The sequence below is a fragment of the Brevibacterium sp. LE-L genome, from assembly GCF_050214925.1.
Taxonomy (GTDB): Bacteria; Actinomycetota; Actinomycetes; order Actinomycetales; family Brevibacteriaceae; genus Brevibacterium.
Map to the genome: position 1 here is coordinate 1,158,152 of NZ_CP189759.1, position 25,661 is coordinate 1,183,812.

Here is a 25,661-nt window from a genome sequence, read left to right on the forward strand (position 1 = left end):
CGCGCAGCGGTGACCAGGGGATTGCCTTTCGGCAGGTAGGCGAGGCAGCGCCTCCGCGCCAGCGACTTCGTCTATGCGCGTCGGTTGTAGGCGATGAGCGACAGTGGAGCGAACACGACCACGAACACCGCCATCCAGATGAGAGTGAGCATCAGAGGCTCGCTGACGGGGCCGCCCATCATGAGACCGCGCACGGCGTCGACCAGGTGCCCGATCGGGTTCCATGAGGCGAAGGTCTGCATCCAGCCCGGCATCGTCTCGACCGGTACGAAAATGTTGCTGGCGAAGGCAAGGGGGAGAATGATGACTGCGCCGAGATCTTGCACTGCCATCGGGTCTTTGATCGCCAGGGCGAGGAGGACCACCGCCCATGACACCGCGAGGGCGAACGCGAGGGCGAGGGCACATCCGGCAAGCACCGACCATAGGTTGGTCTCGAATCGTACGCCGAGTAACAGCCCGAAGCCGATGAGCGCTGCGAGTGAGACGAGCTGACGGACTATGTCGCTGCCGATGGCACCGACGAGTGGGGCGATGCGGGCGATGGGGAGGCTGCGGAAGCGGTCGAAGATTCCCTCAGAGAGGTCGGTGCTGAGGGATACGCCGACGCCCATCGTGGCGAAGAGGCTCATCATGCCGAGGATGCCGGGAAAGACGTACTGCAGGTAATCGCCAGTGTCACCGGATATGGCGCCGCCGAAAACGTAGCCGAAGAGCACGAGGAAGATCGCGGGGCCGATGATAACGTCGGCGAGGCCCGCCGGGTGCCGACGAAGCTTGACGATGCCTCGTCGGGACAGCGTCGCGGACTGGACCAACACCTGCCCGAGCCCGATGTGCTTCCTCAGTGGTGTGTGGGCGGTGGGGAGCGTTGCGGCAGTCATTCTGCTGCCTCCTTCTCGTTTTTCTCGTCGGCAGGGGTCGCACGGTGTCCGGTCAGCGTCAGGAAGACGTCGTCGAGACTCGGGAGGCGCAGCGAGAGGTCGCTGACTCCGATGGCGGCCTCATCGAGGCTCCGCACGATGGCGGGCATCACCTCGCCATCGGTCACAGCTGCGCTCAACACTCCGGTGTGTGCATCGACGACCGGGGTTGCGTTGATGATGTTCTGGACGCGATTCGTTGCTTCTTCGAGCTGGGTGGGGTCGCTCAGGCGCAGATCGAGCGTCTGGCTTCCCATGCGCCGTTTGAGGCTGTCGGGAGTGCCGCGTGCGACGACCGTGCCTGAGTCGATGACGATGATGTCGTTTGCCAGGTGATCGGCTTCTTCGAGGTACTGCGTAGTGAGGAGCACCGTGGACCCTTGCGCGGCGAGTCTGCGGATCATCGCCCAGGTTTCACCCCTCCGGGCAGGGTCGAGGCCAGTGGTGGGTTCATCAAGGAACACGACCGCAGCATCGCCGATGATGCTCGCTGCGAGGTCGAGGCGGCGGCGCATCCCGCCGGAATAGCTCTTCGCCGGTTTGGCTGCGGCGTCGGTGAGCCCGGCTTCTTCGATGAGGTCGGAAGCACGGGCTCGGGCCTGCTTGCGGGACATGCCCAGCAACCGACCGATCATGGTGAGATTCTGGTGCCCGCTGAGGTCCTTATCCACCGAGGCATACTGCCCGGTGAGGCCGATGAGCTGCCGCACCTTGTAGGCGTCTCGAATGACCTCATATCCGCAGACTCGAGCAATGCCTTCATCGGCCTTCGCCAGGGTAGCGAGGATGCGCACCGTGGTGGTCTTGCCCGAACCGTTCGGGCCGAGCAGCCCGAGTACGGCCCCGGGCTCCGCAGTGAAGTCGATGCCGTCGAGAGCGGTGGTGTCATTGAATCTCTTGACCAGGCCGCTCACCTCGATTGCGGGGCTGCTGCAGTATTGACTCATGCGCTTTCTCCGTTCTTCATCCTGCGCGGCCTAAACCTACGCCTTCTTGGCCCTGACGCTGTCCGCCTCAGAACCGATATGCTCTCGCACCGGGAAAAGTGAGGTCCTCGGCCCATCGGCCCAGAGGTTGACGCAGTCGACGACCTGCTCGTCGCCCTTCGGCGGCAGACCGGGAAGGAGGATTGTCGTCGGTCGTTCCAGGATGACCTCAATGTTGGTTCGGTCGGTGATGCCCATCAGCCGTCCTCTGCTTCCGGCTGCTCCGCACTCACCAGCGTGGTGAGGCGGGCGATGATCGCGTCGATGCCCTGTTCGAGTGCATCGAGTTGCTCGGGCGCGACCGCGTCACGCAACTCGCCTTCCAGGTGGGCGTGCTCCTCCTGCATCCGGGCCATCGCCGTCTCGCCGTTCGAGGTGAGGGTCACCAGCACGGCACGGCGGTCGGTGGGATGCGCGATGCGCTCAACGTATCCGTGCTGCTCCAGCGCGTCCACGAGGCCAGAGATGTTGCGAGGTGTCACCGACAACGCCGCGGCGAGCGTCTGCTGGGTAGATGGGCCGCTCAGTGCCAACGTCCACAAGACGGCGACGCGCGACTCCGTGAATGGAGTGCCGGCGAAGGCCCGGGCCATGTCCTGCTGGAACATGCTCGTGATGGCCATCAGCTTGTCTACGATCGAGGAATGCATATAGTTACTATACTACATTAAGAAGGTAGGTAACAATATGTGCTGACTGAGTTCGTCAATGCCAAGGTGACGCGTGAGGCCCCCTGCTCGTACGCATGGCCCGGTCCACTTGGACTGTGTCAAGTTGTTTCGACAGGAGAACACTATTTCCTCAAGCAGCCCGGTCGGCTGCCGATGATTCCGTCTCGGTGCGATCGAAGAACGACTCCATCGCCCGGGCAGGGATCTCATAGCCCAACGCCGAGTGACGCCTCTTCCGGTTGTAGAACACCTCGATATACTCCGCGACCGCCAGCCGTGCCCTTGCGCGAGTAGCGAATCGCTGACGATGGAACATCTCATTCTTCAACGAAGCGAAAAACGCCTCCGCGACCGCGTTGTCCCAACACACCCCAGTCCTGCCCACTGACAAGCGAACCTGCATCAATCGTGCGACTTCCGCATACTCCGCAGAGGTGTACTGGCTGCCTCGATCCGAATGCGCTATTGCGCCCTCGGCAACGTATCCGCCCTGGTAGGCGACCTTAAGAGCATCGATGATCAGACTCGTGCGCATATGCTTCGCCGTCGCCCACCCCACCACCATCCGGGTCGTGAGATCGATGACCGTGGCCAGGAACAACCACCCCTCACCCGTCTTCAGATAAGTGATGTCGCTGACCAGATGCGTCGTGGGTACCGGCGGGTTGAACTCCCGCCGCACCAGATCCGCCCTGTCCTGGGCATCGGCGGCAGGGATCGTGGTTCGCTTCGTTGCCCGGGGTTGGACACCCGCGATCCCGAGCTCGCGCATGATCGCAGCGACCAACCCCAGCGAAACGGTGATCCCTTCGGCTGCGAGATCCTTGTGGATCCGGCGAATGCCGTAGACCTTGTTCGACGCCAACCACAGGGCGTAGACCCGGTCGGCGACGATCTGGCGGCGACCACGCCTGGACTCAGGGTCCGGTTCGGTGTCCTGCCGGTTCTTCCACGCATAGTAGCCGGTGCGCTCAATTCCCAGAATCTGGGTCATCAAGGTGACGGGGAAGGCGCCTTCTTCGGTGTGGATCAGCTCGTACTTCGCGCTCACGGCTGTTCCTTCGCGAAGAAGGCCGCGGCTTTTTTCAAGAACGCGTTCTCCTGCTTCAAACGAGCGATTTCCTTGGCCATCTCGGCCGGGTCATCACTGTTGGCGTCGGGAGCGCGTCGAGCTGATCCGGAGCCGGTTCCTTCAGTGCCAGTGGCCTTCGCGACCCACCGGCCCAGCGTCGACTCGTTGATGTCGAGGTCGCGGGCGACTTCGGCTCGGGACTTCCCGAGGTCGGTGACCATCGCGACGGCGTCGGCCTTGAACTCCGAGGTGAACTCTCTGCGGGGCCGCCGCGGGGATTGGTTGGTAGTCATGTGCAGCAGTTTCCTTTCATCGGGTTCTGCTGTCTACTCAAATCATGACACCCCAACTATCCCGCCGGGAGAAGACGTGAGCGAGCAGGCCGAACGACAGATCATCGGTTAAGCAGCGGCAGGTCTCTGGAAACGTATTCCGATGAGTGCGAAGCTGACGCTGTCGCTTCTGATCTGGCTTTCCGGCAGGACCGGAGATCCCGCTGACTTGGGTGTCCACTATTCGAGGGTTGCCTCAGATCTGGAGTCGAGGTCACGAAGTGAGACTCGGCGTGCAAGAGGCCCTGAGATCTAGTGTCGGATGACCGGTTGCGAGAGGCGGAACTGACGCAGGGGTTCGGATAAAGGCCCCTTAGCAGGGCACCGGTGAGACATCAGACGGCGCCGGTGATTCCTCCGTCGACTGGGAGGTTCGCACCATTGATGTATCCGGCCAGAGGGCTCGCGAGGTAGGCGATTGCTGTGGCGATGTCTTCGGGGCGGCCGAGCCGACCGGCGGGATTCGGCGCATAGTCTGCCATCGCATCAGGCTCGGAGTCTTTCGACGCCTCAGCGGTACAGTCTTCCCGTTCAGAGAACATTCTCTCCAGGGATTCAGTGAGGATGACTCCCGGACTCACACAGTTCGCAGTGACCCCGGAATGTGCGAGACTCTTGGCCAAACTAGAAGTGAGGTTGAGCACGGCCGCCTTGGCAGCAGAATAGTCCACCATGTTCTCCAGCGGGCTCACCACTGCGCGGCTGCCGATATTGATGACACGTCCCCAGCTTCTCTCGCGCATCATCGGGGTCAACTGGCGGATAAGCGACGCTGCAGAGACCACATTGCCTTGATACGACTGAATCCAATCGCTTGGACTGACACGGTCCCAGGAATGCTCGCTGAATGGACCTGCATTGTTGACCAGAATGTCAACGCCATGCTCCAACGCCCGTTCGCCTACCTCGACTACTGCGGCCGGATCAGTCAAGTCTCCGAGTACGATGGTCGCCGTACCACCTTGCGCACGGATCTCGGAGGCCACATCTTCGCATGGTTGCTCATGACGTCCATGAATCAACACTATGCACCCTTCTTTGGCCAGCCGGTCCGCGACGGCGCGGCCAACACCCGAACTGCTGCCAGTGATCAGAGCGCGTTTACCCTCCAAATGTAGATCCATGAAACAAGCATAGTCGTCGCCTCTGGCAGAGAGGGCCCCTCATTTCGCACGGAATGATGGTGTCGTTTCAGCAGGTTTGTGCATTTGTCTGATTGCCAGATGCCGATCCGTCACTGACACGAGGGGCGTATTGCCCAGAGCGTGAGCGATCTTGGCTGCTCAGCTCTTCGCGAGGATCAACCACCCACGACCGGGCGCGTAGGGCAGATCTCGGACCTCACAATCTTTGAAGCCGGCATCCGATAACGTGCGCTCGAGAGCATCTTCGCTTCGGAAACGCAGAGTCGACGTGGAGTCGATTCGTTCTCCATCACGGTGAAAGATCGTTGGTGATTCGAAAGTGACAAACTCGCCGTCGACTTTGGTCACCTGCACCCATTCTTCGACCGATCCTTCACCCTCAACATGCACCACTTGATGAGTCTGCTCTTTCGTCCAACGCTCCCACCCGCGATCAGCAGGTTGTCTTGTCTCAAAAATGATGTGTCCACCTGGGCGGAGGCAGAGTTTGATCGCGCAAAGGTTGGCGAGCCAGTCGTCATTGTCGAGGAACACCTGGGCGACGTTGGCAGTCATTGCAGCGAGATCAAAGGTGCCGTGTCGGCTTGGATCGGCGGCGACGTCCACGACTGTGCCGACGACGAATTCCGCGAGGTCAGAGACCACTTTCTCGCGAGCGACATCGATCGACGCTTCAGCCGGGTCAACCCCCAGAGCTGTCAGCCCCAACTCGGTGAGCATCGAGATCAGAGTTCCTGTGCCACAGCCCACGTCGAGAACCGTTTTTGCCTCGACGCCTTCGATAACTTGCAGATAGGCGTCGAGGTCGCTCCGGTCAGGGTCGAGCGGGTCGTAGACGCGAGCAAGTCGGGGGTGTGAATATAGGGCATCAGGCATTTGTCCACACTATCGGTCGATCGGGATGCCGCAACGTCCTTTTCAGCCCGCAGTACCCGCGCTGATTGCAGGCCGTGCCTTAATCACTTGTGCATCGCGCCGAGCTCCGCCTCCTAAGGCTGTGGATCGGAACTGAAGCCGGTCCCTTTCCCATGAAGAAGCTTGGCGTCCTGGGATGCACGTGAGCCACTACCGCCGGGCAAGATGCACAGCCCCACCTCTATGCATTCGTCGGTGCTGGGGCCAAGCGAAAAGTATTCTCTGGCGCAACTTCCGGCAGCAAGACCCGCGAAACAGGCCCTCGGAATGAGGCGATTGCTCGATGATGCTGAAGACGGAGACCTCATCGTCATTTGGCGCATCAGGCGCCTTGGCCGATCAGTACTTGAGGTTTCGGCTACCGTGAACCTTCCTCGCAGAAGGGGAGCCGAGGTCCGTTCCGCCTCCGACAACTCTGACCCCGGCGACGCGGGGGTTTGGATTTCGTGTTCGGGAATCCGTCGCCGATGATGCGGGCCTAGGAGATTGCCGACCCAGGAGATGGAGAACCGGTATCGGCCGACGCCGAGATCGTCCCAGTGCGATCGACCGCGTTGGCCCAGACTCCGTGCGCTCTCAGTCTGAAAAGCACCGGTGGCTGCGGAGAAATGCAGACTCACGCATCGCCTGTGGGGCGAATTCCGGGAATTCCGGTGTGCCTGCCATTATCAGAATATGCCACGGATAGGGCCTTGCCGCAAGGCCCTGGTCAGGGGGAACAATGGTGTCTTCACTCTTCCGAGCAAGGAGCCCGTGTGCCCGCCACTGTCTTTGACCTGCCTTCCCGACTGTCCGCTAAAACGACCGCGGATCTCATCGCCGCCGATGATCAGCACTTCGCCCGCATCGCCAGTCAACTCGACCGTGAAGCCGCCACTCTCGAGGCCAGCCTCGCTGACCTCCGCCGGTCCTCTGGAGGTGGTGGCGAGGCGGCACTCGAACGGGACACCGCGATCCACCGACTGTCGTCCGAGCTGAACCTGCTACGCCGCTTCGACCTCGATGTCTGCCTGGGACGAATGGTGTTTGCTGAGTCCGGAGACACCGTCTACATCGGTCGTATCGGCTTGCGCGACGAGGATGGGCGCGCCCTGCTCATCGACTGGCGGACACCCATGGCCAAGCCGTTCTTCGCCGCCACACTCGCCTCCCCGATGGGCTTGTCCACACGGCGCCGCTATCGCTGGGCGAACGGCCTGATCTCGGACTACTGGGACGAACGATTCACCTCGGCGACCGTCGACGACACCGCGTCCCTGGACGATCAGTCAGCGTTCATCGCCTCACTGGGCACGAGCCGGTCAGCGAAGATGCACGATGTCCTCTCCACCATCCAGACAGACCAGGACGCGATCATCCGTGCCCCGGCCGATGCGCCGATGGTCGTCGACGGAGGGCCCGGGACCGGAAAGACGGTGGTCGCCCTGCACCGTGCCGCCTACCTCCTCTACAGCGACTCCAGCATCGTCAGGGGCGGAGGACTGCTCTTCATCGGCCCCAACCACACATATCTGTCATATGTCGATGACGTTCTGCCCCGCCTCGGCGAAGACGGTGTCCGTCTGTGCACGCTTGACGACCTGATCCAGGAGAGCCCCACCGCCGAGGACGACGATGACAGCTCCGGCCTCAAGGCGAATCTGAACCCCGGTGCGGTCATCGACCGAGCGGTGAGCATCTACGAGGAACCTCCCACCGCCGCCATGGTCATCGACACTGTCGGGGGTGACCTCACTGTCACACCGGGCGATTGGGCGGCGGCATTCACCTCTATCGATGCGGACGTCGATCACAACACGGCTCGTGATCAGATCTGGGACGAACTGCTGGAGATTCTCACCGAGTCGGTCGTCGACGCCGATGAGGACGCCGAACCTCTGGAGGTTCGCCGCTTCCTCAGTCAGGACCCCGACCTGCGAGCGACCCTGACCGCTGCCTGGCCGATCCTCGACCCCTTGGACATCGTGGGCGATCTGTGGAGTGTTCCGGCCTATCTGAGTCTGGCTGCTCCCGACCTGACCGAGGCGGAGGCAACGTGTCTGCAGCGCGCCGAACCCAGAGCCTGGACGAAAGCCGATGTCCCGCTCATCGACGCTGCCAGGCGCCGCATCGGCGATCCGGCCGATCTGCGCAGGAGGCGGCGTGCTGCGTCGGAGGCCGCGGCCGAACAGGCTCGGATGGTCGACGTCGTCGACGACCTCATCGCCGCAGATGACAGCGAACTGATGCAGATGACGATGCTAAGAGGCGACGATCTGCGAGGCGCACTGGACGATCCCTCAGGGCGAGAGACTCCCAGCGCCGATCGTCTGGCCGGACCGTTCGGCCACATCATCGTCGACGAGGCGCAGGAGCTCACCGATGCGCAGTGGCACATTCTCCTCGACCGGTGTCCGTCGAAGAGCTTCACCATCGTCGGCGATCGGGCGCAGGCACGACACGGATTCGCCCAGAGCTGGGACGAGAGGATGACCGAGCTTGGCCTCACCGTCAACGAGGTTCACCTCAGCATCAATTACCGCACCCCCGCTGAGGTCATGGGCGCGGCAGAGCCGGTGATCCGTGCCGTCCTCCCACATGCGAACGTCCCGCAATCGGTGCGGGAATCAGGAAGTGCGGTCGGATCCTGCAGTCTGGACGAAGTGTCATCACTGGCCGGCACGTGGTTGGACTCTCACCGCGAGGGAACCGTCTGTATCGTCACGGTGTCACCGGCAAAGTGGAGCTCCGCGGAGGCTGAGCGAGTCAGCGTGATGGCCCCTGCCGAGGTCAAAGGATTGGAATTCGATCTGGTGATTCTCGTGGACCCGGACGGTTTCGGCACCGGCATACAGGGAGGTGTGGATCGTTATGTGTCGATGACCCGGGCGACCGCTGAGCTGGTGATAGCAACGGACGGTGTGCCTCCGAGTCGTCAGCGGGGAGCCGTATACAAATAGTCGGCGCAACGGTTGATTGTTGGATTGAGCGGCTGCCAGTTGCAGTAGTCGTTTGCAAAAACCAGGGCAGAATTCAACCGCCACCGCGGCAACCAACATCAATTCAATTGGTGGAATTGTCGCGGTGAGCCTATCCCGCAATGACAACTAAACGCTTGCCCGCAAGGTCAGTGCGTGTCCAGGCGGATTCGATCTGACTCAGCGGCACGCGCTCGATGTTAAACACGAGTTCGCCGTCATGTGCCCAGCCTGCGGCCCGTTTGTAAGCGGCAGCCATCGACTCAGGTCCGAGCTCCTTGGTGGCACCGACGAGTTCGACCCCGGAGGTTCGCACGGCGGCGGCAGGGACGGTAAGAGATTCACCCGCACTGGATCCGACCTGGACGATTCGCGTCGGCTTGACGAATCCGAGTTCTTCCGGAGTCAGCGCATGAAGTAATAGTTCTGTGGGCCTGCCCCAGAGGAAGTCAAGCACGATATCGTAGCCGTCGCCCGAGTGCTCTCGGAACGCTGCCACAAGTTCCTCATCGGAAACCGCGGTATTGATGGTCGCATCAGCACCTAGCAGAGCCGCCTCGCGCAGGGTGTCCTCGCGTCGCCCAGTCGCGACGATCCGGCCAGCACCGAGTTTGCGCGCAATCTGAACGGCGAGGCGTCCGGCCACGCCAGTAGCTCCTTGTACGAGCACTGTCTTTCCCGGCTCGAAGTCACCTGCAGTGCTGATCGTGAAACCGGTGACAGCAGAGGCAAGAACAACGGCGACAGCCGGTTCGAGGCCATCCGGTACGGGGGACACATGCTCTTCAGCCACGACAACACGCTGGGCAAGTGCTCCGTAAGGTGGACGTACTCCGCCAAAACCGACCAGCGTTCCATCCTGCAGCGTTCCCACACCGTCGAAGCAGGGAATAGCTGGCAACGCCTGGGCAAATGCACCGGAGGAGAAGTGATGTCCTGCAACGATTTCGCGATCCAGGTTCTCAACCGCGACTGCCTTGACATCGATCATCACCTCGCCATCGCCGGGAATGGGATCGGGAAAGTCTTCGTAACGCGGGAGGTTGCCAATCTCATGAACCACAGCAGCCTTCATCTCACTCCTCTCTAACACCGTTAGATACGTTACTCTAACAGCGTAAGAGGCAATTCGGAAGGGACTACTGTGGCGCTCAATCAAGACCTGATCGTACGAGAGGCATTGGCACTTCTCGATGAGGATGGACTGGACGGACTGACCCTGCGTCGACTTGCCTCCCGTCTCGACGTACAGGCTCCAACCTTGTACTGGCACATCCGCAATAAGGCTGAACTACTCGCCCACCTCGGCGATGGCATCCTCTCCCCTCTCAACACCCTCCCCGACTCGATGTGCGTCGACTGGCGGGAGTGGCTGCTCGACGCCGCCGTTCGGTTCCGAGCCGCGCTGCTTGCCCACCGCGACGGGGCTCGGGTTGTATCTGCGGCACAGCTATCACCAGCAATGGCCGACTTCTCGGAACACGTGATGAGCGTTCTCGTCTCCCACATGCCTCTGCACCAAGCTCGGTTGCTCGTTCTCCTCATTGAACGATTCACTCTGGGTGTTGCCCTTGAAGAACAGTCTGGTGCCGTCGACTCCAGTGTCGCCTCGCCCCTTGAAGCGAGTGAGATCGCTGCGCGATACCCACTCCTCACCAAGGCGATTGCCGATTACTTCGCCGACGGTGCCACCCTCGAGGATCTTTACCGAGAGAGTCTCCAACTCATCCTCGCCTCACTCGCCGACTGATCTGAAAACGCAACACATCAGTCGGGACTGACGATCGTCGTCCGTGAGCTTTGGTGCGCCCGGTGTGTATCTGTGTTCGCAGACTACTCCGCCTGCTCCCGGTGTCTACGGAACGAATGGGTGGTGTGCAGCTGTACGGACACTGCGGTCCCGGTTCGGTATCTCGACAGGTCCGAGTTTGGCCTTGGCGTGATTGCAGGGGCACGACGCCTCGGCGTCACGGAATCCGCATTCGCTTAAGGCCTGAAATCGGTAGTCTGAGTTCATGGAACGACAGAGATTTCACACCACCGGAGGTCGCGAACGCAATGTCGCCGAGGCGGCCCGCCCCGGAGAGGACGAGTTCCGCGTCGATATCGAACGGATCCGGTTCTCCCCGTTCTTCTCCCGCCTGGCCTCGGTCACTCAAGTCATCCCGCAGGCCGGCTCCGGCACCGTCATCCATAATCGGCTGACCCATTCGCTCAAGGTCTCCGCGGTGGCCCGGTCGATTGCGATCACGTTGAATAACGCTGACGAACGGACCCGCGAAACGGTCAGCCACCTCGGCGGCTGTGATCCAGTTGTCGTCCAGGCGGCCGCGGCCGCCCACGATCTGGGGCACCCGCCGTTCGGCCACCTCGGCGAGAAGGAACTCGATCGGGTGTCGCGGCAAGTGCTGCGCCTCGATGACGGGTTCGAGGGGAACGCGCAGACGTTTCGGATTCTCACTGCCCTCGACAGCTGTGAGGCCACGGCGCGCGGTCTCAACCTCACCCGTGCGATTCGGGCCGCGGTGCTCAAGTATCCGTGGGAGCGCGGGGAATGGCGTGGGGATCAGGCATCGTCGGCGGCGCGGATGCCGCGCGGGGTCGGCGATGATGTCAGTGCGGGGGCGATGAAATTCTCCGCCTACGCCACCGAGGTCGAGGAGATGGCGGACGTGCTGTCGGTGTTCCCGGCGATCGGGAAGTATCAGCAGACGCTCGAGTGCGCGGTCATGGATGTCGCCGACGATATTGCTTATGCGGTGCACGATCTGGACGATTTCTACCGGTCGAACGTGCTGCAGTACACGGCGGTGTCCGCGGAACTCGGGCGTTGGCTGCGCGACTGTCAGGAATTGGCGGCGCTCGACTCCGCGGAATTGGACCGCCGGCGGCCCGGGCATGCGCTCGAGGCGATCCGGCGGCATACGCGGGAGAAGGACCCGTGGATCGCGTCGGAAGAGGCGTTCCGGGCGTCGGTGGAGCGGGTCAATCGGGATCTGGCCGAAGGGCTGCTCGGTGTTCCCTACGACGGGGGGCTGGAGGCGGATCGGGCGGTCACCGGGTTCACCCGGCGGTGGATCGATCGGCTGCAGGCCTCCATCGTCATCGACCCGGAGCCGCATATCCGCAGCGGTCATGTGCGACTGAGCCAGGAGGCTTGGCACGATGTCGTGGTGCTGAAGTTCGTGCATTCGCGGTTCGTTCTCGAACGGTCCGACCTGGCCGTGTATCAGCGTGGGCAGACCCGCATCATCGCGTCCCTGGTAGAGGGGTTCCACGAATGGCTGCTCGACCCCGAGGAGGCGACGCGGATTCCGCGGCGGCTCGTCGATTCCGTCGAGGCGGCCACGCAGGAGTATTCCGACCTGTATGCGCGCAATCCTGCGGCGCTGGGGGAGGAGGGCGCTACGGGGATCGTGCGACGTGGCCGGGCGCGGGCGGTCGTGGACTACATCGCCTCGTTCACCGATGCACAGGCAATGTCGGTCAACGCCTTGATCACCGGCGCTTCGGAAGAGCCGTGGGAGGCCGGGCGCGGGTTGTAGGCTCAGGCGCATTTCCGTTTCCAGGAAAGCGGCGGGCACGCAAACGGCGGGGCCGGAGTTCTCACTCCGACCCCGCCGTTGTGGCGTCAGCTCAGCTGCTGGGCTGCGTCACCCTCAGTGCTTGCCTGCCGAGGCGCGGTAGCGGCGGGTTGCCCACACCGCTGCGGCACCTCCGGCGAGGAGCAGTGCTGCGAATCCGACCAGGGCCGGGATACCGTCGGTACCCGTCCGCGGCAGGTCTCCGCCATCGCTGCTGCCCGAGGCGTTCGTGCTCGAACCGGCCGAAGCATTGGCACCGGCCGAGGAGCTGGCCGACGATCCGGCGTTGGCCGAGGCGGCCTGGTCCGAATCAGCCGACGCCTCATTCGCGTCGTCTGCCGACGAAGCGTTGGCCTCGTCGCCGTTAGCCGAGGCGTTCGCCTCTGCACCGTCAGCTGCTGCCGAAGCGGATGCCTCCGAGGAGGAGTCCGCGGTCGATGCTGCCGAAGCGGCGGCACCGGCGTTAGCGTTCGCAGCGGCAGATGCCTGTGCGTTGCTGTCATCCGAGTTGTCGGCGTTTGCGGCGGCGTTGGCTGCCTGCTGTGCCGAGGCGTTGGGATCCGATGTCGCGTCCGCCGAGGTCTCTGAAGAGGCCTCTTCGTTGGCGGCGGATTCCGCAGCTGCTTCGGCGTTCTCGTCGGCTGCTGCCGATGCCGTGGTGTTGGCATCGTTGTCGGCGGCTGCCTGAGCAGCGGCCTGGGCAGCAGGATCGTTGTCGCCGTCGGCGTCGGCCGTGGCAGACGCCGAAGCCGAGGCCGCTGCATCTACGTTGGCATCGTCGTCCGGGTCGGCCGAAGCGTTGGCTGCGGCTCCATCTCCGCCGTCGGCGTCAGCCGCTGCGTTGGCAGAAGCCTCCGACGATGAGTCCGCCGTCGATGCTGCGGATGCAGCTGCTGCCGGATCGGCGTTAGCCGCGGCCGAAGCATTCGCGTTCGTCGAATCCTCGTTGTCGGCGGTTGCGGCGGCGTTGGCTGCCTGCTGGGCCGAGGCGTTCGGATCCGATGTCGCATCCGCCGAGGTCTCCGAGGAGGCCTCTTCGTCGGCAGCGGATTCCGCAGCTGCTTCGGCGTTCTCGTCGGCTGCTGCCGATGCCGTGGTGTTGGCATCGTTGTCGGCAGCTGCCTGAGCAGCGGCCTCTGCGACCGCATTGCCGTTGTCGTCGGCATTGGACGAAGCCGAAGCCGAGGCGGCTGCGTTGACGTTCTCGTTTCCGTCGGTGTCGGCGGCAGTATCCGCCTCTGCCGTGTCCGAGCCATCAGCGTCAGCCGCCGCAGCAGCGGAGGCTTCCGAGGAGGAGTCCGCGGTCGATGCTGCCGAAGCGGCGGCACCGGCGTTGGCATTTGCTGCGGCCGAGGCGTCTGCGTTCGTCGAATCCTCGTTGTCGGCGGTTGCGGCGGCGTTGGCTGCCTGCTGGGCCGAGGCGTTGGGATCCGATGTCGCATCCGCCGAGGTCTCCGAGGAGGCCTCTTCGTTGGCAGCGGATTCCGCAGCTGCTTCGGCGTTCTCGTCGGCTGCTGCCGATGCCGTGGAGTTGGCATCGTTGTCGGCAGCTGCCTGAGCGGCGGCCTGCGCGGCCGGATCGCCATCATCGTCTGCGTCAGCGGATGCGGAAGCCGAAGCTGCTGCATTCACGTTCGCATCTGCTTCAGTTGCTGTGTCAGCCGTGGCCTCGGACGTCGGATCGGCGTTGGCGTTTGCCGCAGCGTTCTCCGAAGCCGTCGCTGACGAATCTGCCGTCGAGGCCGCTGAAGCGGCTGCTGCAGGGTTGGCATCCGCTGCGGCTGAGGATTCCGCATTCGTGTTGTCGGTGTTGTCTGCGTTCGCCGCGGCCTGCGAAGCGGTCGTCGATGAAGCGTTCTCATCCGACGTTGAGTCAGCAGAGGCTTCGGACGAAGCGTCCTCGGCCGCTGCCGATTCTGCGGCGGCTTCGGCGTTCTCGTCGGCTGCAGCCGATGCCGTGTTGTCGGCGTTGTTGTCGGCGGCTGCCTCGGATGCGGCCTGAGCGGCGGGGTTGTTATCACCGTCAGCATCAGCCGAAGCTGATGCCGAGGCCGCTGCGTTGGTGTTCGCATCGTCATCGCCCGGATCCGGTGCGTCCGCGGTCGCACGGACCGAGGACGAGGCCAGGTTGATGTCGATGGCGTTGGCGCCCGGAAGCACTTCCAGGCTGACCGCGCTGACCGTGAAGCCAGGCCCGTTATTACCCTTGACCTGGCTCTCCTCTGCCGGATCCCTCTTGGTCGGCTGCTCGTTGATCGTGAGATCGACGACCTGATTGAGAGCTTCGAAGACAGGGTCGAGGGAGCTCAGCACCGGGTTGACGATACCTGTGACGGCACCAGCGACTTCTTCCGCTGTGGAATCGAGGATGCCGCCGATGAGAGGCTCGGTGATGCTGAGGACAGCGTTGATCACAGGCTGAGTGATGGCGTTGAGCACTGTGCCGACAGGAACTCCTGCAACGGAGAGATCGGTGTTGACAGTCGGTGCGGAGTCATCGGTGCCTGCAAGCTGTCCGAGCGTGGCATCCACCGTGACCTTGCCGTCGACGGCGGGAATTCCGAGTGCAGAAATGTTCGCCGGGAGTTCGATGACGAGGTGCACATTATTGAGCGCATCGGACAAGGTGTCGTTGACCTTACCGGTCAGCGCGCCGAGGGCGTCGGCCACTGCATCGGTGATCTTCGAGATGGTATCCGAAGTGAGCACCTGAGTGTTCGGGTCGAGACCGTTGAGGTCGGTGGCGTCCCCGCCCTTGACGACCTTCGCGAGGTCGATCTTGATGTCGCCGTTGGCGAGATCGATCGAGACGATGCCCGCCTCGTCCTCGAGCGCCTCGTTGATGACGTTTTCGACGACGCTGTTGAGCGCATCTCGCACGTCAACGGATACCTGGGTATTGCTTCCGCCGATGTTGACCGAGGCGATCCCGACATCGAGGTTCACGCCGAGGCCGGCGAGGGCATTGACGAGTCCCTCTTCACCGATCACATCTTCGAGTGTGCCGCCTGCGCCGTCGACGACCTCATTGAGAGCGCCCGAGAGGTCACCCACAGCGGGGCTGGAGACCGTGAGGATGCCATCGGCGACGGCGTATTCGGAGTCGTCGGCTTCGCCGTTGCTGTTGGCGGTCGACGCGATCGCGCCGAGCTCGAGGCTGAGCTCATCGACGACCTGATCGGTGACGCCGTCGAGGTTGAGCTGGCCAAGCACAGAGGTCAGGTCTACCTTCGCGTTGCCGTACTCACCGTTGTTGATGTCATCGAGATTGAGCCCGCCGTCTGTCCCGACAGCGCCGGAACTGGCCGTTGCGTCGTTGTAGGCAGGAGCGTGTCCATAGGTATTGAGCGCTCCGCCCTCACCGAGCTCGAGGAGGCCCTCGCCGCCCTCGTTGCTGATGAGCGGAATGCCGATTCCGGGAAGTTCGACACCGATGGCCTGGAGCACTTCGGCGTTGATCGGAGTGCTGTCTGCATCCGTGCTCGTCGGAGAGCTGCTGTACGCCGACAGGGCATCGAGCGTGTCGGCGCCCAGGATGTCGGCATTGATCAGCTGCCCATAGGCTTCTGAATCTTCGTTCGGGTTCTGCTCATCGGCAGAGCCTGGCGACGTCGTCAGCAGTGTCAGACCCACTGCTGTCGCCGCGGCGACAGAGCCCACCGCAATCTTGCGACCGGTTCCGGGCCGGCCTCTCAGTATTCTCATGGTTCTCCACATCGTTCGGATCCTGATCATTTCCAAGCATGGCCTGGACGGAAACGGGCAGTTTCCTGGCAGATCGCTCACAACATTACGGAGTAACCAAAAAGTAATCAGTGAATCATCAGAAAAGTTACATCGTCGTTATAGTTACGCTCAGGTAGAACCCGGTGGAAGTTGCGGATAGCCGACGCGGCTCACCTCACGCTTGTCTGAATCAGTAAAACGCCCGGTGACAGGCTTGTGATCCATCGGTGAATTCATCGACCTCAAAAATGCCGCGGTCATACTAGAGGCATTGTTGCTTTTCCTGATTGTCACAAGTCGACCCACATGGAACTGGTCGCGACATCATTCTGTGACCATGGGGTGATCTGCAAGGTCACGACTTCCGCCGTGTAAACAGACAACACCTGTTGCCAAACAGCGCCTACAGTCGGCTCAAACTACGGGAGCGACGGCGATCGACGAAAGGCCGCCTCCCCGACCATGAGGACGGGGAGGCGGCCCGAGGGTTCCGTGTGACTGCTCAGCCGCAGCGACTCACTTGGGTGTACGAGTCTCGGCGCTGATGAACCAGGCCTGCTGCTCGAGTTGGGCGATGTAGCTGTGGAAGATGTCGGCAGTCGTCGGATCCGCTGAGTCGACCTCGTCATGGCAGCTGCGCATCGAATCCACCGTCGCCTCGATCGACGCGACCATGTGGTCGATTGCGTCGTGGGTGCTGATCTCTCCGTTGGGGAATTCCGGCAGTCCGGTCTGTTCGGCGATCACCGCTGGGCGACCGTCAGGGGAGGCGTGGAGGGCGCGCATCCGTTCGGCGATCTCATCGCTGCCGGCACGGGCGATGTCCGTAACCTCGTCGAGGTTGAGGTGGAGGTCACGGAAGTTCGTGCCCACAATATTCCAATGTGCCTGCTTGGCAGTGAGGCTGAGGGAGATGAAATCGACCAGAACCGTCTGCAGATTCTTGGTCAGGGCATCGGAGGCGACGAAGCCCTTTTCGGCGTTCTCGCGAGTGGTCTTCTCTGAGCCATGAGGGTCGGGAACTGTCACTGACTGTGTCATGATTCTTGCTCCAATCTCTCCGGTTTCGCGTGGATCCGGAGTCTGTGGCCACCATAACGCCACCATCGACGCAACGTAACCCCCCGACGAGACTCGTAGAAAGTCCCCGCGTTCCAAGGGGTCGTGCCTCACAGAAAAATCCCCGCGAAACACTTCCGCCGGGCAGCAGGGCACGCCGACGATGGGGTCATGGTCGATAAGGACGTTTCGATGACCACGAGAATCGAGATCACGAAGAAATACGCCACCGCCTACACGACGGCCTCGAAGAAGAGCAAAGCTGCGATCCTCGACACCGTCACCACCATCACCGGGTGGAACCGTGACCACGCCCGCCAACAACTGACCCGCCGCACCCGACAACCCAAAGGACGGGCACAAGCGACAGTCGCGGTCATCGACGGCAGGAAGACGAAGGCCCGCAAATACACCTACGATGCAGTCAAGATCCTGCAGTACGTGTGGTCGATCGCCGGTGGTATCTGCGGCAAGTACCTCGCCGCGGCCATGGACGGCCTCCTCGACTCCCTCGAAGCCCATGACCACCTGATCCCGGGCAAGGGCCGCTACAGCCACACTGTGCGGGCAGAACTGTTGGCGATGAGTCCGGCCACTATCGACCGGTATCTCAAACCCGTCCGTGACAAGGACCCCCTGCGCGGGAAGTCAGCGACGAAGCCCGGCCCTTTGCTGCGGAACTCGATCACCGTGCGCAAGGCCGGTGACGAAGTCGAAGACGAACCCGGCTTCTTCGAAGTCGACACCGTCGCCCACTGCGGTCCGACGCTTAAGGGTGAGTTCGCTAGGTCCGTGAACTACACCGACATGCACACCGGATGGGTCTACACCCACGCGATCAGAAACAACGCCGCGACCCACGTCATCGATGCCTGCACCCAGTTCGTCGATACCGTGCCCTACCTGGTGACCGGACTCGACTTCGACAACGGATCCGAGTTCATCAACCACACCCTCATTGACTGGGCCGCCGAACGCAAGATCTTCTTCACCCGGGGACGGCCGTATACGAAGAACGACCAGGCCACGATCGAATCGAAGAACAACCACCTCGTGCGTCGATACGGGTTCTACTACCGCTACGACACCCCGACCGAACTCGAGCTGCTGCAGCGCCTGTGGCCGCTGGTCAATGACCGGTTGAACTACTTCACCCCGACGAAGAAACCGACCGGGTACTCCACCGACCGTGTGGGCAGGCGCAAACGCGTCTATGACGCCCCGAAGACCCCGTACCGGCGACTGCTCGATTCCGGCATTCTCAGCGGCGAGCAGAAGGCCGAGCTTCACCAGTATCGGGCAGGCCTGGATCTGGTCGACCTCGCCGCGAAGATCGACCAGATCCAGCAACGGCTGATCAAGCTCGCGGCGGGCAAGACCGCGAGGATGGAACGCGAGATCGAGAAGGCCCAAGCCCTGCCGGATCCCGCGGGCATCAAGGTCCATCACACCCGGGCCGGTTAAGACCCGGCTGGCGGGGAAAATGTCTGTGAGGCACGGCCTCATTTCCCGGGGATCTTGACATGAGGCACTCCGCCCCCCCGTCAGGATGTGCCGCCGTCGTCGTCCTGGACGGTGTAGACGCGGGAGCGCAGTCGTTGCGCGTGAGTGAGGTTCTTGATGTCGATGTCGCTGTCGAAGCTCGACCCGAGTGCGCCGGCGACGACGCCCATTGCGGCACTCAGCCACGCGATGTCGAGGTAGTTCGTCAAGCTCGCTTCGGGACGGTGGATCGTCTGCGCCATGAACTCAGGGTCGATGACGATGAGGCTGCCGACGAGGATGCCGACGACCAACAGGGCGTAGAGGCCGGCCACACAGATGGTGAGAGTGAGCACGGTGGACAGGTTGTAGTAGAAGACGACCTGAGCCAGGCGTTCATTGACCGGACGATCCCAAAGGCGATTGATCGTGATCAGCCAGCCGACCATGACAGCGATGGCGATGGCGCCGATCGAGATGAGACGAGCTGTCGAGAGGTGGTGGGACATCTGCCAGATGGAGCTGTAGAAGATGCCGAACGCCCCTGTCGCAGCGGCTGCGGCCATGGCGCGTGAGAGTCTGCGGGACATCCGCAGCGGCTCATTGGCCATGGTCATGCCCAGGACGAGCCGGGTTCCGCCGGTGAAGGTGTGGGCGTGGAGGGTGCGCCGCCCCGACTCGGATCGGCTCGACCACTGTCCCCAGCGTGGAAGACGACGCGTGCTCGCCGGCAGATGCCCGTCGGGCAGGAGCTGATTGACGCAGCTCATATAGATCTTGAGCAGACGGTGCTTCGTCGTCAGCGCGCCGAGGGTGGGGCAGGAGATCACAGCGATGTTGCGCGCCGGCAGCACCTCGGCGATGAGTGGTTTGCCGTGGGTGTGCCGCGGAATGTCCGTGAGCATGATGACGAGGTCCGCTGCGGGAAAACGGTCGACGATCGCATCGAGAGTCGACAGCTCCAGTTGATGGTCTGCTTGGACTCGCAGCGCCTCCGTACACACGTCGACAGTCACATCCGACTGGAAGTCCTGCCGGAGGAGCTCTGCGAACTCATCCTTGAGCGAGGCCACACGGCGACTCGGGGGACCGGGATCGCAGATGAGGAGGATGTGCATTTTCCCACTGTGGCAGGACCGCCTGCTCATGGCCAGAGCGGAGGCGAATTCCGACACTCTGTCCACCGGTCTTTCAGGTCGGATCTGAACTCCGATGCCTGAACGCGTATTCTGATACCGACGTGTCGACGAGATGAAGGAGGACGCGGTCAATGGCAGTTCTGGTGACCGGGGGAGCAGGTTATATCGGTTCGCACGTGGTGCGGCTGCTCACCGAACGCGGAGACGATGTGCTCGTCGTCGACGACTTCTCCACCGGTATCGACGCTCGCGTCGACGGCCTGCCCGTGGTCAGCCTCGACCTGGCCGCAGCCGATGCCGAGGAACGCCTGGTGTCCGCGATCAAGGAACACTCCGTCGACTCGATCATCCACTTCGCCGCGAAGAAGCAGGTCGGCGAATCCGTCGAAGAACCGGTCATGTACTACCGGCAGAACATCGGCGGCCTGACGAACATCCTCGCCGCAGTGGAGCGCACAGGCATCGCATCGCTCGTCTTCTCCTCGTCGGCCGCGACCTACGGCATGCCTGACGTCGATATGGTCGCAGAAGACCTCGACTGCCGCCCCATCAACCCCTACGGCCAGACGAAGCTCATCGGCGAGTGGATGATCGACAACCAGATCACTGCCTCAAAGATGCGGGCAACCGCGTTCAATGCGGTGAAGCTGCGCTACTTCAACGTCGCCGGCGCCGGCTGGACCGATCTCGCCGACACCGCGGTCATGAACCTCATCCCGATCGTGCTCGGGCGGTTGAACGACGGCAAGGCGCCGATCATCTTCGGCGACGACTACGACACCCCCGACGGCACGTGCATTCGCGACTACGTCCACGTCAAGGACCTCGCCGAGGCCCATATCGCCGCGCTGGACTATATGAAGGCCGGCGGCACGACGGAGACCGTATTCAACGTCGGCACCGGCACGGGGGCCTCGGTCAAGGAAGTCATCGACACCATCGCCGAGGTGGCCGGCCGTGACATCGTCCCCGACATGGGCGAGCGTCGCGCGGGTGACCCGCCTGCCTTGGTCGCCGACGTTTCCCGGATCTCTGCCCTGCTGAGCTGGAAGGCCGAATTCGGTCTCGAGGAGATCGTCCGCAGCGCCGTCGAGGCCGCGGGAATGCTGCCCGAGCAGCAGTAGACGGCACTGCTCTGGCCTTGCTGAGGCTGCGAGGGCACCACCCGACAATTCTGCTATCGGTTTTTCGTCTAGCAAAGATGAAAACTGATCTGAAAGACATCTTGATGTGCTTGAGGGTGACTTCATAGACTCGACTCTCATGAACACAATCACGGTTGCTTGTGTCACGCGTCGGCCGGGAGTGCAGTGATGAGCGAAGTCAGTCTCAAACAGCTGCGCTGCTTCCTCGCCGTGTACTCCGAAGGCAGCTTCACGAAGGCCGCGAAGTCCCTGCACATGGCACAGTCGCCGGTCAGCCAGGCAGTCGCCTCCCTCGAACGACATTTGGGCGAGCGACTCTTCGAACGGGGACCCCGCGAGGTCGTCCCTACAGCTGCGGCCCGCGGACTCTACCCTGAGGTACTCGAACTGCGGCGTCGAGCCGATTCGCTCCCGCAGCTCGTCGTCGATATGCGGGACGGAACGAAGACTCAGCGCATCCGCCTCGGCGGGGTCAGCTCGACTTTCCCGGCGATCATTGCCGGGGTGCTCACAGCACTCGCCGACCACTCGATCGTCGTCTCCGACGGCAGCAGCTCCGGCCTCACTCGGGCCGTCGACAATGGGGACATCGACGCATGTCTGGTGCGGGAGTTCAGCAGTCACCGCCCCGATGAGCGGATCGCATTCCGGGAAAAGCTGTGTGTGGCGCTCCCGCGGGGCCATCGGCTGGCAGGCCGACGCGACGTCGGCGTCGAGGAGATCAGCGATGAGCCGGTCGTCCTGTTCCACCGTTCATTCGCTCCTGTCGCCTTCGACCTCGTCGCCAGCATCTTCATCGAACACGGCCGCACGATGCGGACCTCGGCGCAGGTGTCGAACGAACAATCCATCCTCGGGCTCGTCGCCGCAGGAATGGGCATCACCCTCGTACCGGAATCGGTCGCCCTCCAACCGTGGAACGGCGTCGTCTTCGCCGCCCTCGCCGAGGCGCGACACACGTATCCGCTGACAATCCGCACCGCCCCCGGCGACCCGCTCGGGCTGCTGGACCCGCTGACCAGCGCGCTCGAGACGTGGGCGGCAGACAACCGACTCATCGCCTGACCAGCCACCCATCCTCACGTCCACGAATCGCTTTCACAGGAGACTGCACTCATGGAACCCACGGACTTCAGCCCCTCAGCACTGCTCGTCGATGCCGGGCTCATCGGCGGACTGCTCATCATCGGCACGATCCTGCGCGCCAAGATTCCGGCGATCCAGACGATGATGATTCCGGCCGGGGTCATCGCCGGTGTGCTCGGACTTGTGCTCGGCCCCAACGTCCTCGGCTGGCTGCCGTTTTCGGACCAGCTCGGCGAGTACACCTCCCTGCTCATCGTCCTCGTCTTCGCCTGCCTGGCGATGACCAGTGACTTCAACATCCTCAAGATCGGCCGATCGGTCGCCGGCTTCGCCAGCTATGGTGTCCTCATCTATGCTGCTCAGACGGCGATCGGCATGGGCCTGGTGCTGCTCGCTCTCGGCCCTCTGTTCGGGGCGCCCGACTATGTCGGGCTGCTGCTCTTCGCCGGGTGGGCCGGCGGCTTCGGCTCCGCAGCGGCGATCGGCACCGTCTTCGCCGATTCCGGAGACCCGGCAGTGCAGTCCCTGGCATTCACCGCGGCCACCGTCGGTCTGCTCGTCGGAGTCGTCGGCGGCATCATCCAGGCGAAGTACGGCGCGGTGAAGGGGCACGCTCGCGAATTCGCCGGTCTCGCCACTGTGCCCGCTGAACTCCGGACCGGAGTCCTTGACGACACCGTCGACCAACCGTCGATCGGCACCCACAAGTTCTCCGGCAGCGCCATCGAATCCCTGACCTTCCAGGCCGGCATCGTCGCCGCTGTGTCCGCGGCGGCCTTTGGAATCAATGCCATCCTCGGCGGGCTCATCCCCTCGGTGGCGTTTCCGCTCTTCTCGATCGCCTTCCTCGTCGGCCTCCTGCTCCGGGCACTGCTGTCCGCGACGAGCACGACGAAGTTCATCGACAAGGACACTCAGAACTCCATCTCCGGTTCCGCAACGGACGTACTCATGGTGTGCGGCATCGCCTCGGTGGTGCCGAGCTTCGTCGTCGACCAATGGCTCTCGCTCGTCATCCTCTTCGCCGTCGGACTGGCCCTGTGCCTGTTCCTCGGACTGTGGGTCGCTCCGCGTGTGATGCAGGAAGGCTGGTTCGAACGCCAGCTCTTCACCTGGGGATGGGCAACCGGCGCGGTCGCCACGGGAATCGCCCTGCTGCGCATCGTCGACCCGAAACTCAACTCCCGAACCCTGGAAGACTTCTCACTGGCCTACCTCCCCGTCATCCCCGTCGAGGTCACCGCCGTCACCTTCGCCCCACTGCTCGTCATCGCCGGCGCCTCGTGGGCGGTGGTCGGAATCTGGGGCGCGATCACCGTGGTCGCAATCGTCGCGGCACTCGTCATCGTTGCCGGTGACAGGCGCAGTAAGATCCAAGTCTGACCGCCGAAGACGGCCACCATCCACCCACCGACCAGGAGAACAGCTGTGTCCCACCACATCGTCATCGGCGCCGGACTCGCCGGAGCCGCAGCCGCCTACTCGCTGACAGCCCGCGGTGAAGACGTCACCGTCCTCGAACGGCACACTCCGGCCAACGACCGCGGCAGCTCCCACGGGTCCGCCCGCATCTTCCGCTACGCCTACCCCGGCCGGCTCTACACCGAACTCGTCGTGAGATCCCGGGAACTCTGGACCGAGGTCGAAGCCGCTTCCGGCGTGGAGCTCATTGCCGTGACCGGGGCGATCGACCACGGCGACGTCCGGCACACCGCGGGACTCGCCGAGATCTTCGAGGCCGTCGGCGTCGATCATGAAGTCCTCGACCCTGCGCGGGCCGCCGAACGGTGGCCGCAGTTCGCCTTCGACACCGATGTTCTCTGGCACCCCGACGCCGGCGTCATCGACGCCGAGACCACCGTGAACACTCTGCTCGACCTCGCATCGGCCACCGGACGGGCACGGGTGCTCAGGGATTGGACGGTCGCCGAGGTGACCCGACGTTCCGAGGGAGGGTTCAGAGTCACCTCGGCGACGGGGGAATTCGTCGAAGGGGACCGCGCCATCGTCGCCGCGGGCGGATGGCTGCCCGCCCTCCTCGGGGATCTCGGACTACCCCAGAGTTTCCTCTCTGCCCTGCCGCGTTTCGAAGTCCGGCAGGAGCAGGCCTTCCATATGCCCTACCGCGACGCCGACGAATCGGGAGGACCGCGCACTGTCTGGCCGACGTTCATCCACAAGTCCTCCGAGATCTTCACCTACGGACTGCCGGGCGGGCGGGACGCAGGATTCACCGGCCAGAAGCTCGCACAGTTCAACGGCGGCCGAGTGATCGATTCGGCACTTGACCAGGATGGACAGATCACCGAGGAGATGCGTGCTCGGATGATCGACTACGCGAAGCGGCACCTGCCCGGACTCGTTCCGGAGCCGTATGCGGAGACGACCTGCCTGTTCACGAACACCCCGAACGAGGACTTCGTCATCGACGAGGTGGACGGACTCGTCGTCGTCTCCGCGTGTTCGGGGCATGGGGCGAAGTTCGCGCCGCTGCTCGGCGAGTTCGCGGCTGACCTGGCAATGGGCACCGGCGAGGTGCCGGACCGTTTCCGGGTGGGTGCCTGAAGCGGATGAGGATGGATGTCACCGGCGGCGGACGCAGCCGCATCACCCGCGTTTCGACGCCACGATGAGGTGCCGCGTCGAATGGGCGACGAAGGGGTCGCCTCGGCGCATCCGGGCATCGAGCTCACGCAGTTGCGGTAGGTAGTCGTCGACCGTGAAATCGGGAACCCACCATGGACACTTGCGCAGGATCCACACGATGGCACCGACGTCGTAGAACTCCATGCGGCAGCGTGCGGTCCGCAGGGTGTCGATGACGAGTCCGGCCGCCTCGGCGGCTTTGGTCTCGGTTTCGGGATCGCGGGCCTTCCGGTTCTCCGGTAACGGCCCGAGGAAGAACTCGATGAGTTCGAACGCCGAGGCGGGACCGACGTGCTGGGCAAGATAAGTGCCGCCGGGCACGAGCACGCGGGAGATCTCCGACCACACGGGCGTGACCGGATGACGCGAACTGACGAGGTCGAAGCTGCCGTTGGCGAAGGTCAAACTGTGCGGGTCCGCCTCGACGACGTCGACCCCGCGCGGACCGAGGCGGTGCCGGGCGATGGTGACGTTCGGTGCGTAGGACTCGGTGACGGCCATGCGCGGAGGCAGGACCGGTGCCTCGTCGATGACCTCGCCGCCGCCGGTGTCGATGTCGAGGGCCGCGGTCGACGTCGACAGGCGACGGGCGAGCAGCGTCGCGTAGCCCCACGGCGGACGCTCTTCGGTAGCGCGCCAGTCGAGCCAATCGAATCCCCAACCGGAGACATCGGCGGACTGTGCCTCGGTGACGAGCTCGTCGAATGTGCGCATGAAGCTATCTTGTCGCATTGACCCGTTGGGAGTACAGCGCGGTTCGCCCCTGGCAGCGGAGCCAGTGCTCGGCTCTGCC

Annotated in this window: 21 protein-coding genes; 9 read left to right on the forward strand and 12 right to left on the reverse strand. The window is 63.2% G+C overall.

The features are described from left to right. Nucleotides 1-71 precede the first annotated feature (71 nt). The 7 genes from ACQE2J_RS05195 to ACQE2J_RS05225 all read right to left on the reverse strand — a co-directional run bounded on the left by ACQE2J_RS05195 (nucleotide 72) and on the right by ACQE2J_RS05225 (nucleotide 6,005). Nucleotides 72-884 (reverse strand): ABC transporter permease, encoded by an 813-nt coding sequence (locus ACQE2J_RS05195; protein WP_426937240.1) that lies wholly within the window; start codon nucleotides 882-884, stop codon nucleotides 72-74. Beyond that, nucleotides 881-1,870: an ATP-binding cassette domain-containing protein gene (locus ACQE2J_RS05200; RefSeq protein WP_426937241.1), complete on the reverse strand. Its 990-nt coding sequence runs from the start codon at nucleotides 1,868-1,870 to the stop codon at nucleotides 881-883. The genes ACQE2J_RS05195 and ACQE2J_RS05200 overlap by 4 nt, the downstream gene beginning before the upstream one ends. Before the next feature lie 36 nt (nucleotides 1,871-1,906). Beyond that, nucleotides 1,907-2,107 (reverse strand): hypothetical protein, encoded by a 201-nt coding sequence (locus tag ACQE2J_RS05205; protein WP_135811132.1) that lies wholly within the window; start codon nucleotides 2,105-2,107, stop codon nucleotides 1,907-1,909. Further along, nucleotides 2,107-2,559 (reverse strand): MarR family winged helix-turn-helix transcriptional regulator, encoded by a 453-nt coding sequence (locus ACQE2J_RS05210; protein WP_426937242.1) that lies wholly within the window; start codon nucleotides 2,557-2,559, stop codon nucleotides 2,107-2,109. Before ACQE2J_RS05210 ends, ACQE2J_RS05205 begins: the two co-directional genes overlap by 1 nt. A gap of 151 nt (nucleotides 2,560-2,710) precedes the next feature. Further along, nucleotides 2,711-3,945, reverse strand: a protein-coding gene (locus tag ACQE2J_RS05215; protein ID WP_425120641.1) for an IS3 family transposase whose coding sequence is annotated in 2 segments (ribosomal slippage) — nucleotides 2,711-3,660 and nucleotides 3,660-3,945 — 1,236 coding nt in all. Because the reading frame shifts where the segments join, the coding sequence is not laid out codon by codon here. Nucleotides 3,946-4,319: 374 nt separating this feature from the next. Further along, nucleotides 4,320-5,108 carry an SDR family NAD(P)-dependent oxidoreductase gene (locus ACQE2J_RS05220; protein ID WP_426937243.1) on the reverse strand — a complete coding sequence of 263 codons (789 nt, stop codon included), beginning with the start codon at nucleotides 5,106-5,108 and terminating at the stop codon, nucleotides 4,320-4,322. 159 nt (nucleotides 5,109-5,267) lie between these two features. Beyond that, entirely contained in the window at nucleotides 5,268-6,005 is a 738-nt protein-coding gene (locus ACQE2J_RS05225) for a class I SAM-dependent methyltransferase (protein ID WP_426937244.1), read from the reverse strand. Between the two features lie 306 nt (nucleotides 6,006-6,311). Here ACQE2J_RS05225 and ACQE2J_RS05230 point away from each other — a divergent pair, with 306 nt between their 5' ends. Both ACQE2J_RS05230 and helR read left to right on the forward strand, forming a co-directional pair. After that, on the forward strand, nucleotides 6,312-6,515 hold the full coding sequence (locus ACQE2J_RS05230; RefSeq protein ID WP_426937245.1) for a recombinase family protein: 204 nt from the start codon (nucleotides 6,312-6,314) through the stop codon (nucleotides 6,513-6,515). 284 nt (nucleotides 6,516-6,799) lie between these two features. Further along, complete coding sequence (gene helR, locus ACQE2J_RS05235; RefSeq protein ID WP_426937246.1) at nucleotides 6,800-8,983, forward strand: RNA polymerase recycling motor ATPase HelR; 2,184 nt, start codon at nucleotides 6,800-6,802, stop codon at nucleotides 8,981-8,983. Nucleotides 8,984-9,113: 130 nt separating this feature from the next. Here the strand turns inward: helR and ACQE2J_RS05240 are convergent, their stop codons facing one another. Continuing rightward, the gene (locus ACQE2J_RS05240) at nucleotides 9,114-10,076 is read right to left on the reverse strand and encodes a quinone oxidoreductase family protein (protein ID WP_426937247.1); all 963 of its coding nucleotides are present in this window, start codon (nucleotides 10,074-10,076) and stop codon (nucleotides 9,114-9,116) included. A 69-nt stretch (nucleotides 10,077-10,145) separates the two neighbouring features. Here ACQE2J_RS05240 and ACQE2J_RS05245 point away from each other — a divergent pair, with 69 nt between their 5' ends. Then, a complete protein-coding gene (locus tag ACQE2J_RS05245) occupies nucleotides 10,146-10,751 on the forward strand; it encodes a TetR/AcrR family transcriptional regulator C-terminal domain-containing protein (RefSeq protein WP_426937248.1) in 606 nt (201 codons plus the stop codon). 265 nt (nucleotides 10,752-11,016) lie between these two features. After that, entirely contained in the window at nucleotides 11,017-12,546 is a 1,530-nt protein-coding gene (locus tag ACQE2J_RS05250; protein ID WP_426937249.1) for a deoxyguanosinetriphosphate triphosphohydrolase family protein, read from the forward strand. 114 nt (nucleotides 12,547-12,660) lie between these two features. Here the strand turns inward: ACQE2J_RS05250 and ACQE2J_RS05255 are convergent, their stop codons facing one another. Both ACQE2J_RS05255 and ACQE2J_RS05260 read right to left on the reverse strand, forming a co-directional pair. Next, entirely contained in the window at nucleotides 12,661-16,290 is a 3,630-nt protein-coding gene (locus ACQE2J_RS05255; protein ID WP_426937250.1) for a choice-of-anchor G family protein, read from the reverse strand. Nucleotides 16,291-16,827: 537 nt separating this feature from the next. Continuing rightward, nucleotides 16,828-17,352, reverse strand: a complete 525-nt coding sequence (locus ACQE2J_RS05260; RefSeq protein ID WP_135810873.1) for a Dps family protein — start codon at nucleotides 17,350-17,352, stop codon at nucleotides 16,828-16,830. A 210-nt stretch (nucleotides 17,353-17,562) separates the two neighbouring features. Here ACQE2J_RS05260 and ACQE2J_RS05265 point away from each other — a divergent pair, with 210 nt between their 5' ends. After that, on the forward strand, nucleotides 17,563-18,834 hold the full coding sequence (locus ACQE2J_RS05265; protein ID WP_240688886.1) for an integrase catalytic domain-containing protein: 1,272 nt from the start codon (nucleotides 17,563-17,565) through the stop codon (nucleotides 18,832-18,834). Nucleotides 18,835-18,914: 80 nt separating this feature from the next. On the opposite strand, the gene ACQE2J_RS05270 is transcribed toward ACQE2J_RS05265, so the two are convergent. Beyond that, nucleotides 18,915-19,970 (reverse strand): hypothetical protein, encoded by a 1,056-nt coding sequence (locus ACQE2J_RS05270; RefSeq protein ID WP_426937251.1) that lies wholly within the window; start codon nucleotides 19,968-19,970, stop codon nucleotides 18,915-18,917. Nucleotides 19,971-20,122: 152 nt separating this feature from the next. Here ACQE2J_RS05270 and galE point away from each other — a divergent pair, with 152 nt between their 5' ends. From galE to ACQE2J_RS05290, 4 genes are all read left to right on the forward strand, one after another. Beyond that, nucleotides 20,123-21,115 carry a UDP-glucose 4-epimerase GalE gene (galE, locus tag ACQE2J_RS05275; RefSeq protein ID WP_426937252.1) on the forward strand — a complete coding sequence of 331 codons (993 nt, stop codon included), beginning with the start codon at nucleotides 20,123-20,125 and terminating at the stop codon, nucleotides 21,113-21,115. A gap of 189 nt (nucleotides 21,116-21,304) precedes the next feature. After that, entirely contained in the window at nucleotides 21,305-22,201 is an 897-nt protein-coding gene (locus ACQE2J_RS05280; RefSeq protein WP_426937253.1) for a LysR family transcriptional regulator, read from the forward strand. Nucleotides 22,202-22,252: 51 nt separating this feature from the next. Then, on the forward strand, nucleotides 22,253-23,605 hold the full coding sequence (locus ACQE2J_RS05285; protein WP_426937254.1) for a sodium/glutamate symporter: 1,353 nt from the start codon (nucleotides 22,253-22,255) through the stop codon (nucleotides 23,603-23,605). Between the two features lie 45 nt (nucleotides 23,606-23,650). After that, entirely contained in the window at nucleotides 23,651-24,787 is a 1,137-nt protein-coding gene (locus tag ACQE2J_RS05290) for an FAD-dependent oxidoreductase (protein WP_426937255.1), read from the forward strand. Nucleotides 24,788-24,829: 42 nt separating this feature from the next. Here ACQE2J_RS05290 and ACQE2J_RS05295 read toward each other — a convergent pair whose 3' ends face one another. Next, nucleotides 24,830-25,582, reverse strand: coding sequence for a class I SAM-dependent methyltransferase (locus ACQE2J_RS05295; RefSeq protein WP_426937256.1), 753 nt, complete (start codon nucleotides 25,580-25,582; stop codon nucleotides 24,830-24,832). Nucleotides 25,583-25,661: the final 79 nt, after the last annotated feature.

Bases quoted from the DNA above. Each gene is read 5' to 3' on its own strand.
- ACQE2J_RS05195 (WP_426937240.1), bottom strand. From the start codon at position 884: ATGACTGCCGCAACGCTCCCCACCGCCCACACACCACTGAGGAAGCAC.
- ACQE2J_RS05200 (WP_426937241.1), bottom strand. From the start codon at position 1,870: ATGAGTCAATACTGCAGCAGCCCCGCAATCGAGGTGAGCGGCCTGGTC.
- ACQE2J_RS05205 (WP_135811132.1), bottom strand. From the start codon at position 2,107: ATGGGCATCACCGACCGAACCAACATTGAGGTCATCCTGGAACGACCG.
- ACQE2J_RS05210 (WP_426937242.1), bottom strand. From the start codon at position 2,559: ATGCATTCCTCGATCGTAGACAAGCTGATGGCCATCACGAGCATGTTC.
- ACQE2J_RS05220 (WP_426937243.1), bottom strand. From the start codon at position 5,108: ATGGATCTACATTTGGAGGGTAAACGCGCTCTGATCACTGGCAGCAGT.
- ACQE2J_RS05225 (WP_426937244.1), bottom strand. From the start codon at position 6,005: ATGCCTGATGCCCTATATTCACACCCCCGACTTGCTCGCGTCTACGAC.
- ACQE2J_RS05230 (WP_426937245.1), top strand. From the start codon at position 6,312: ATGAGGCGATTGCTCGATGATGCTGAAGACGGAGACCTCATCGTCATT.
- ACQE2J_RS05240 (WP_426937247.1), bottom strand. From the start codon at position 10,076: ATGAAGGCTGCTGTGGTTCATGAGATTGGCAACCTCCCGCGTTACGAA.
- ACQE2J_RS05250 (WP_426937249.1), top strand. From the start codon at position 11,017: ATGGAACGACAGAGATTTCACACCACCGGAGGTCGCGAACGCAATGTC.
- ACQE2J_RS05255 (WP_426937250.1), bottom strand. From the start codon at position 16,290: ATGAGAATACTGAGAGGCCGGCCCGGAACCGGTCGCAAGATTGCGGTG.
- ACQE2J_RS05260 (WP_135810873.1), bottom strand. From the start codon at position 17,352: ATGACACAGTCAGTGACAGTTCCCGACCCTCATGGCTCAGAGAAGACC.
- ACQE2J_RS05265 (WP_240688886.1), top strand. From the start codon at position 17,563: ATGACCACGAGAATCGAGATCACGAAGAAATACGCCACCGCCTACACG.
- ACQE2J_RS05270 (WP_426937251.1), bottom strand. From the start codon at position 19,970: ATGCACATCCTCCTCATCTGCGATCCCGGTCCCCCGAGTCGCCGTGTG.
- galE (WP_426937252.1), top strand. From the start codon at position 20,123: ATGGCAGTTCTGGTGACCGGGGGAGCAGGTTATATCGGTTCGCACGTG.
- ACQE2J_RS05280 (WP_426937253.1), top strand. From the start codon at position 21,305: ATGAGCGAAGTCAGTCTCAAACAGCTGCGCTGCTTCCTCGCCGTGTAC.
- ACQE2J_RS05285 (WP_426937254.1), top strand. From the start codon at position 22,253: ATGGAACCCACGGACTTCAGCCCCTCAGCACTGCTCGTCGATGCCGGG.
- ACQE2J_RS05295 (WP_426937256.1), bottom strand. From the start codon at position 25,582: ATGCGCACATTCGACGAGCTCGTCACCGAGGCACAGTCCGCCGATGTC.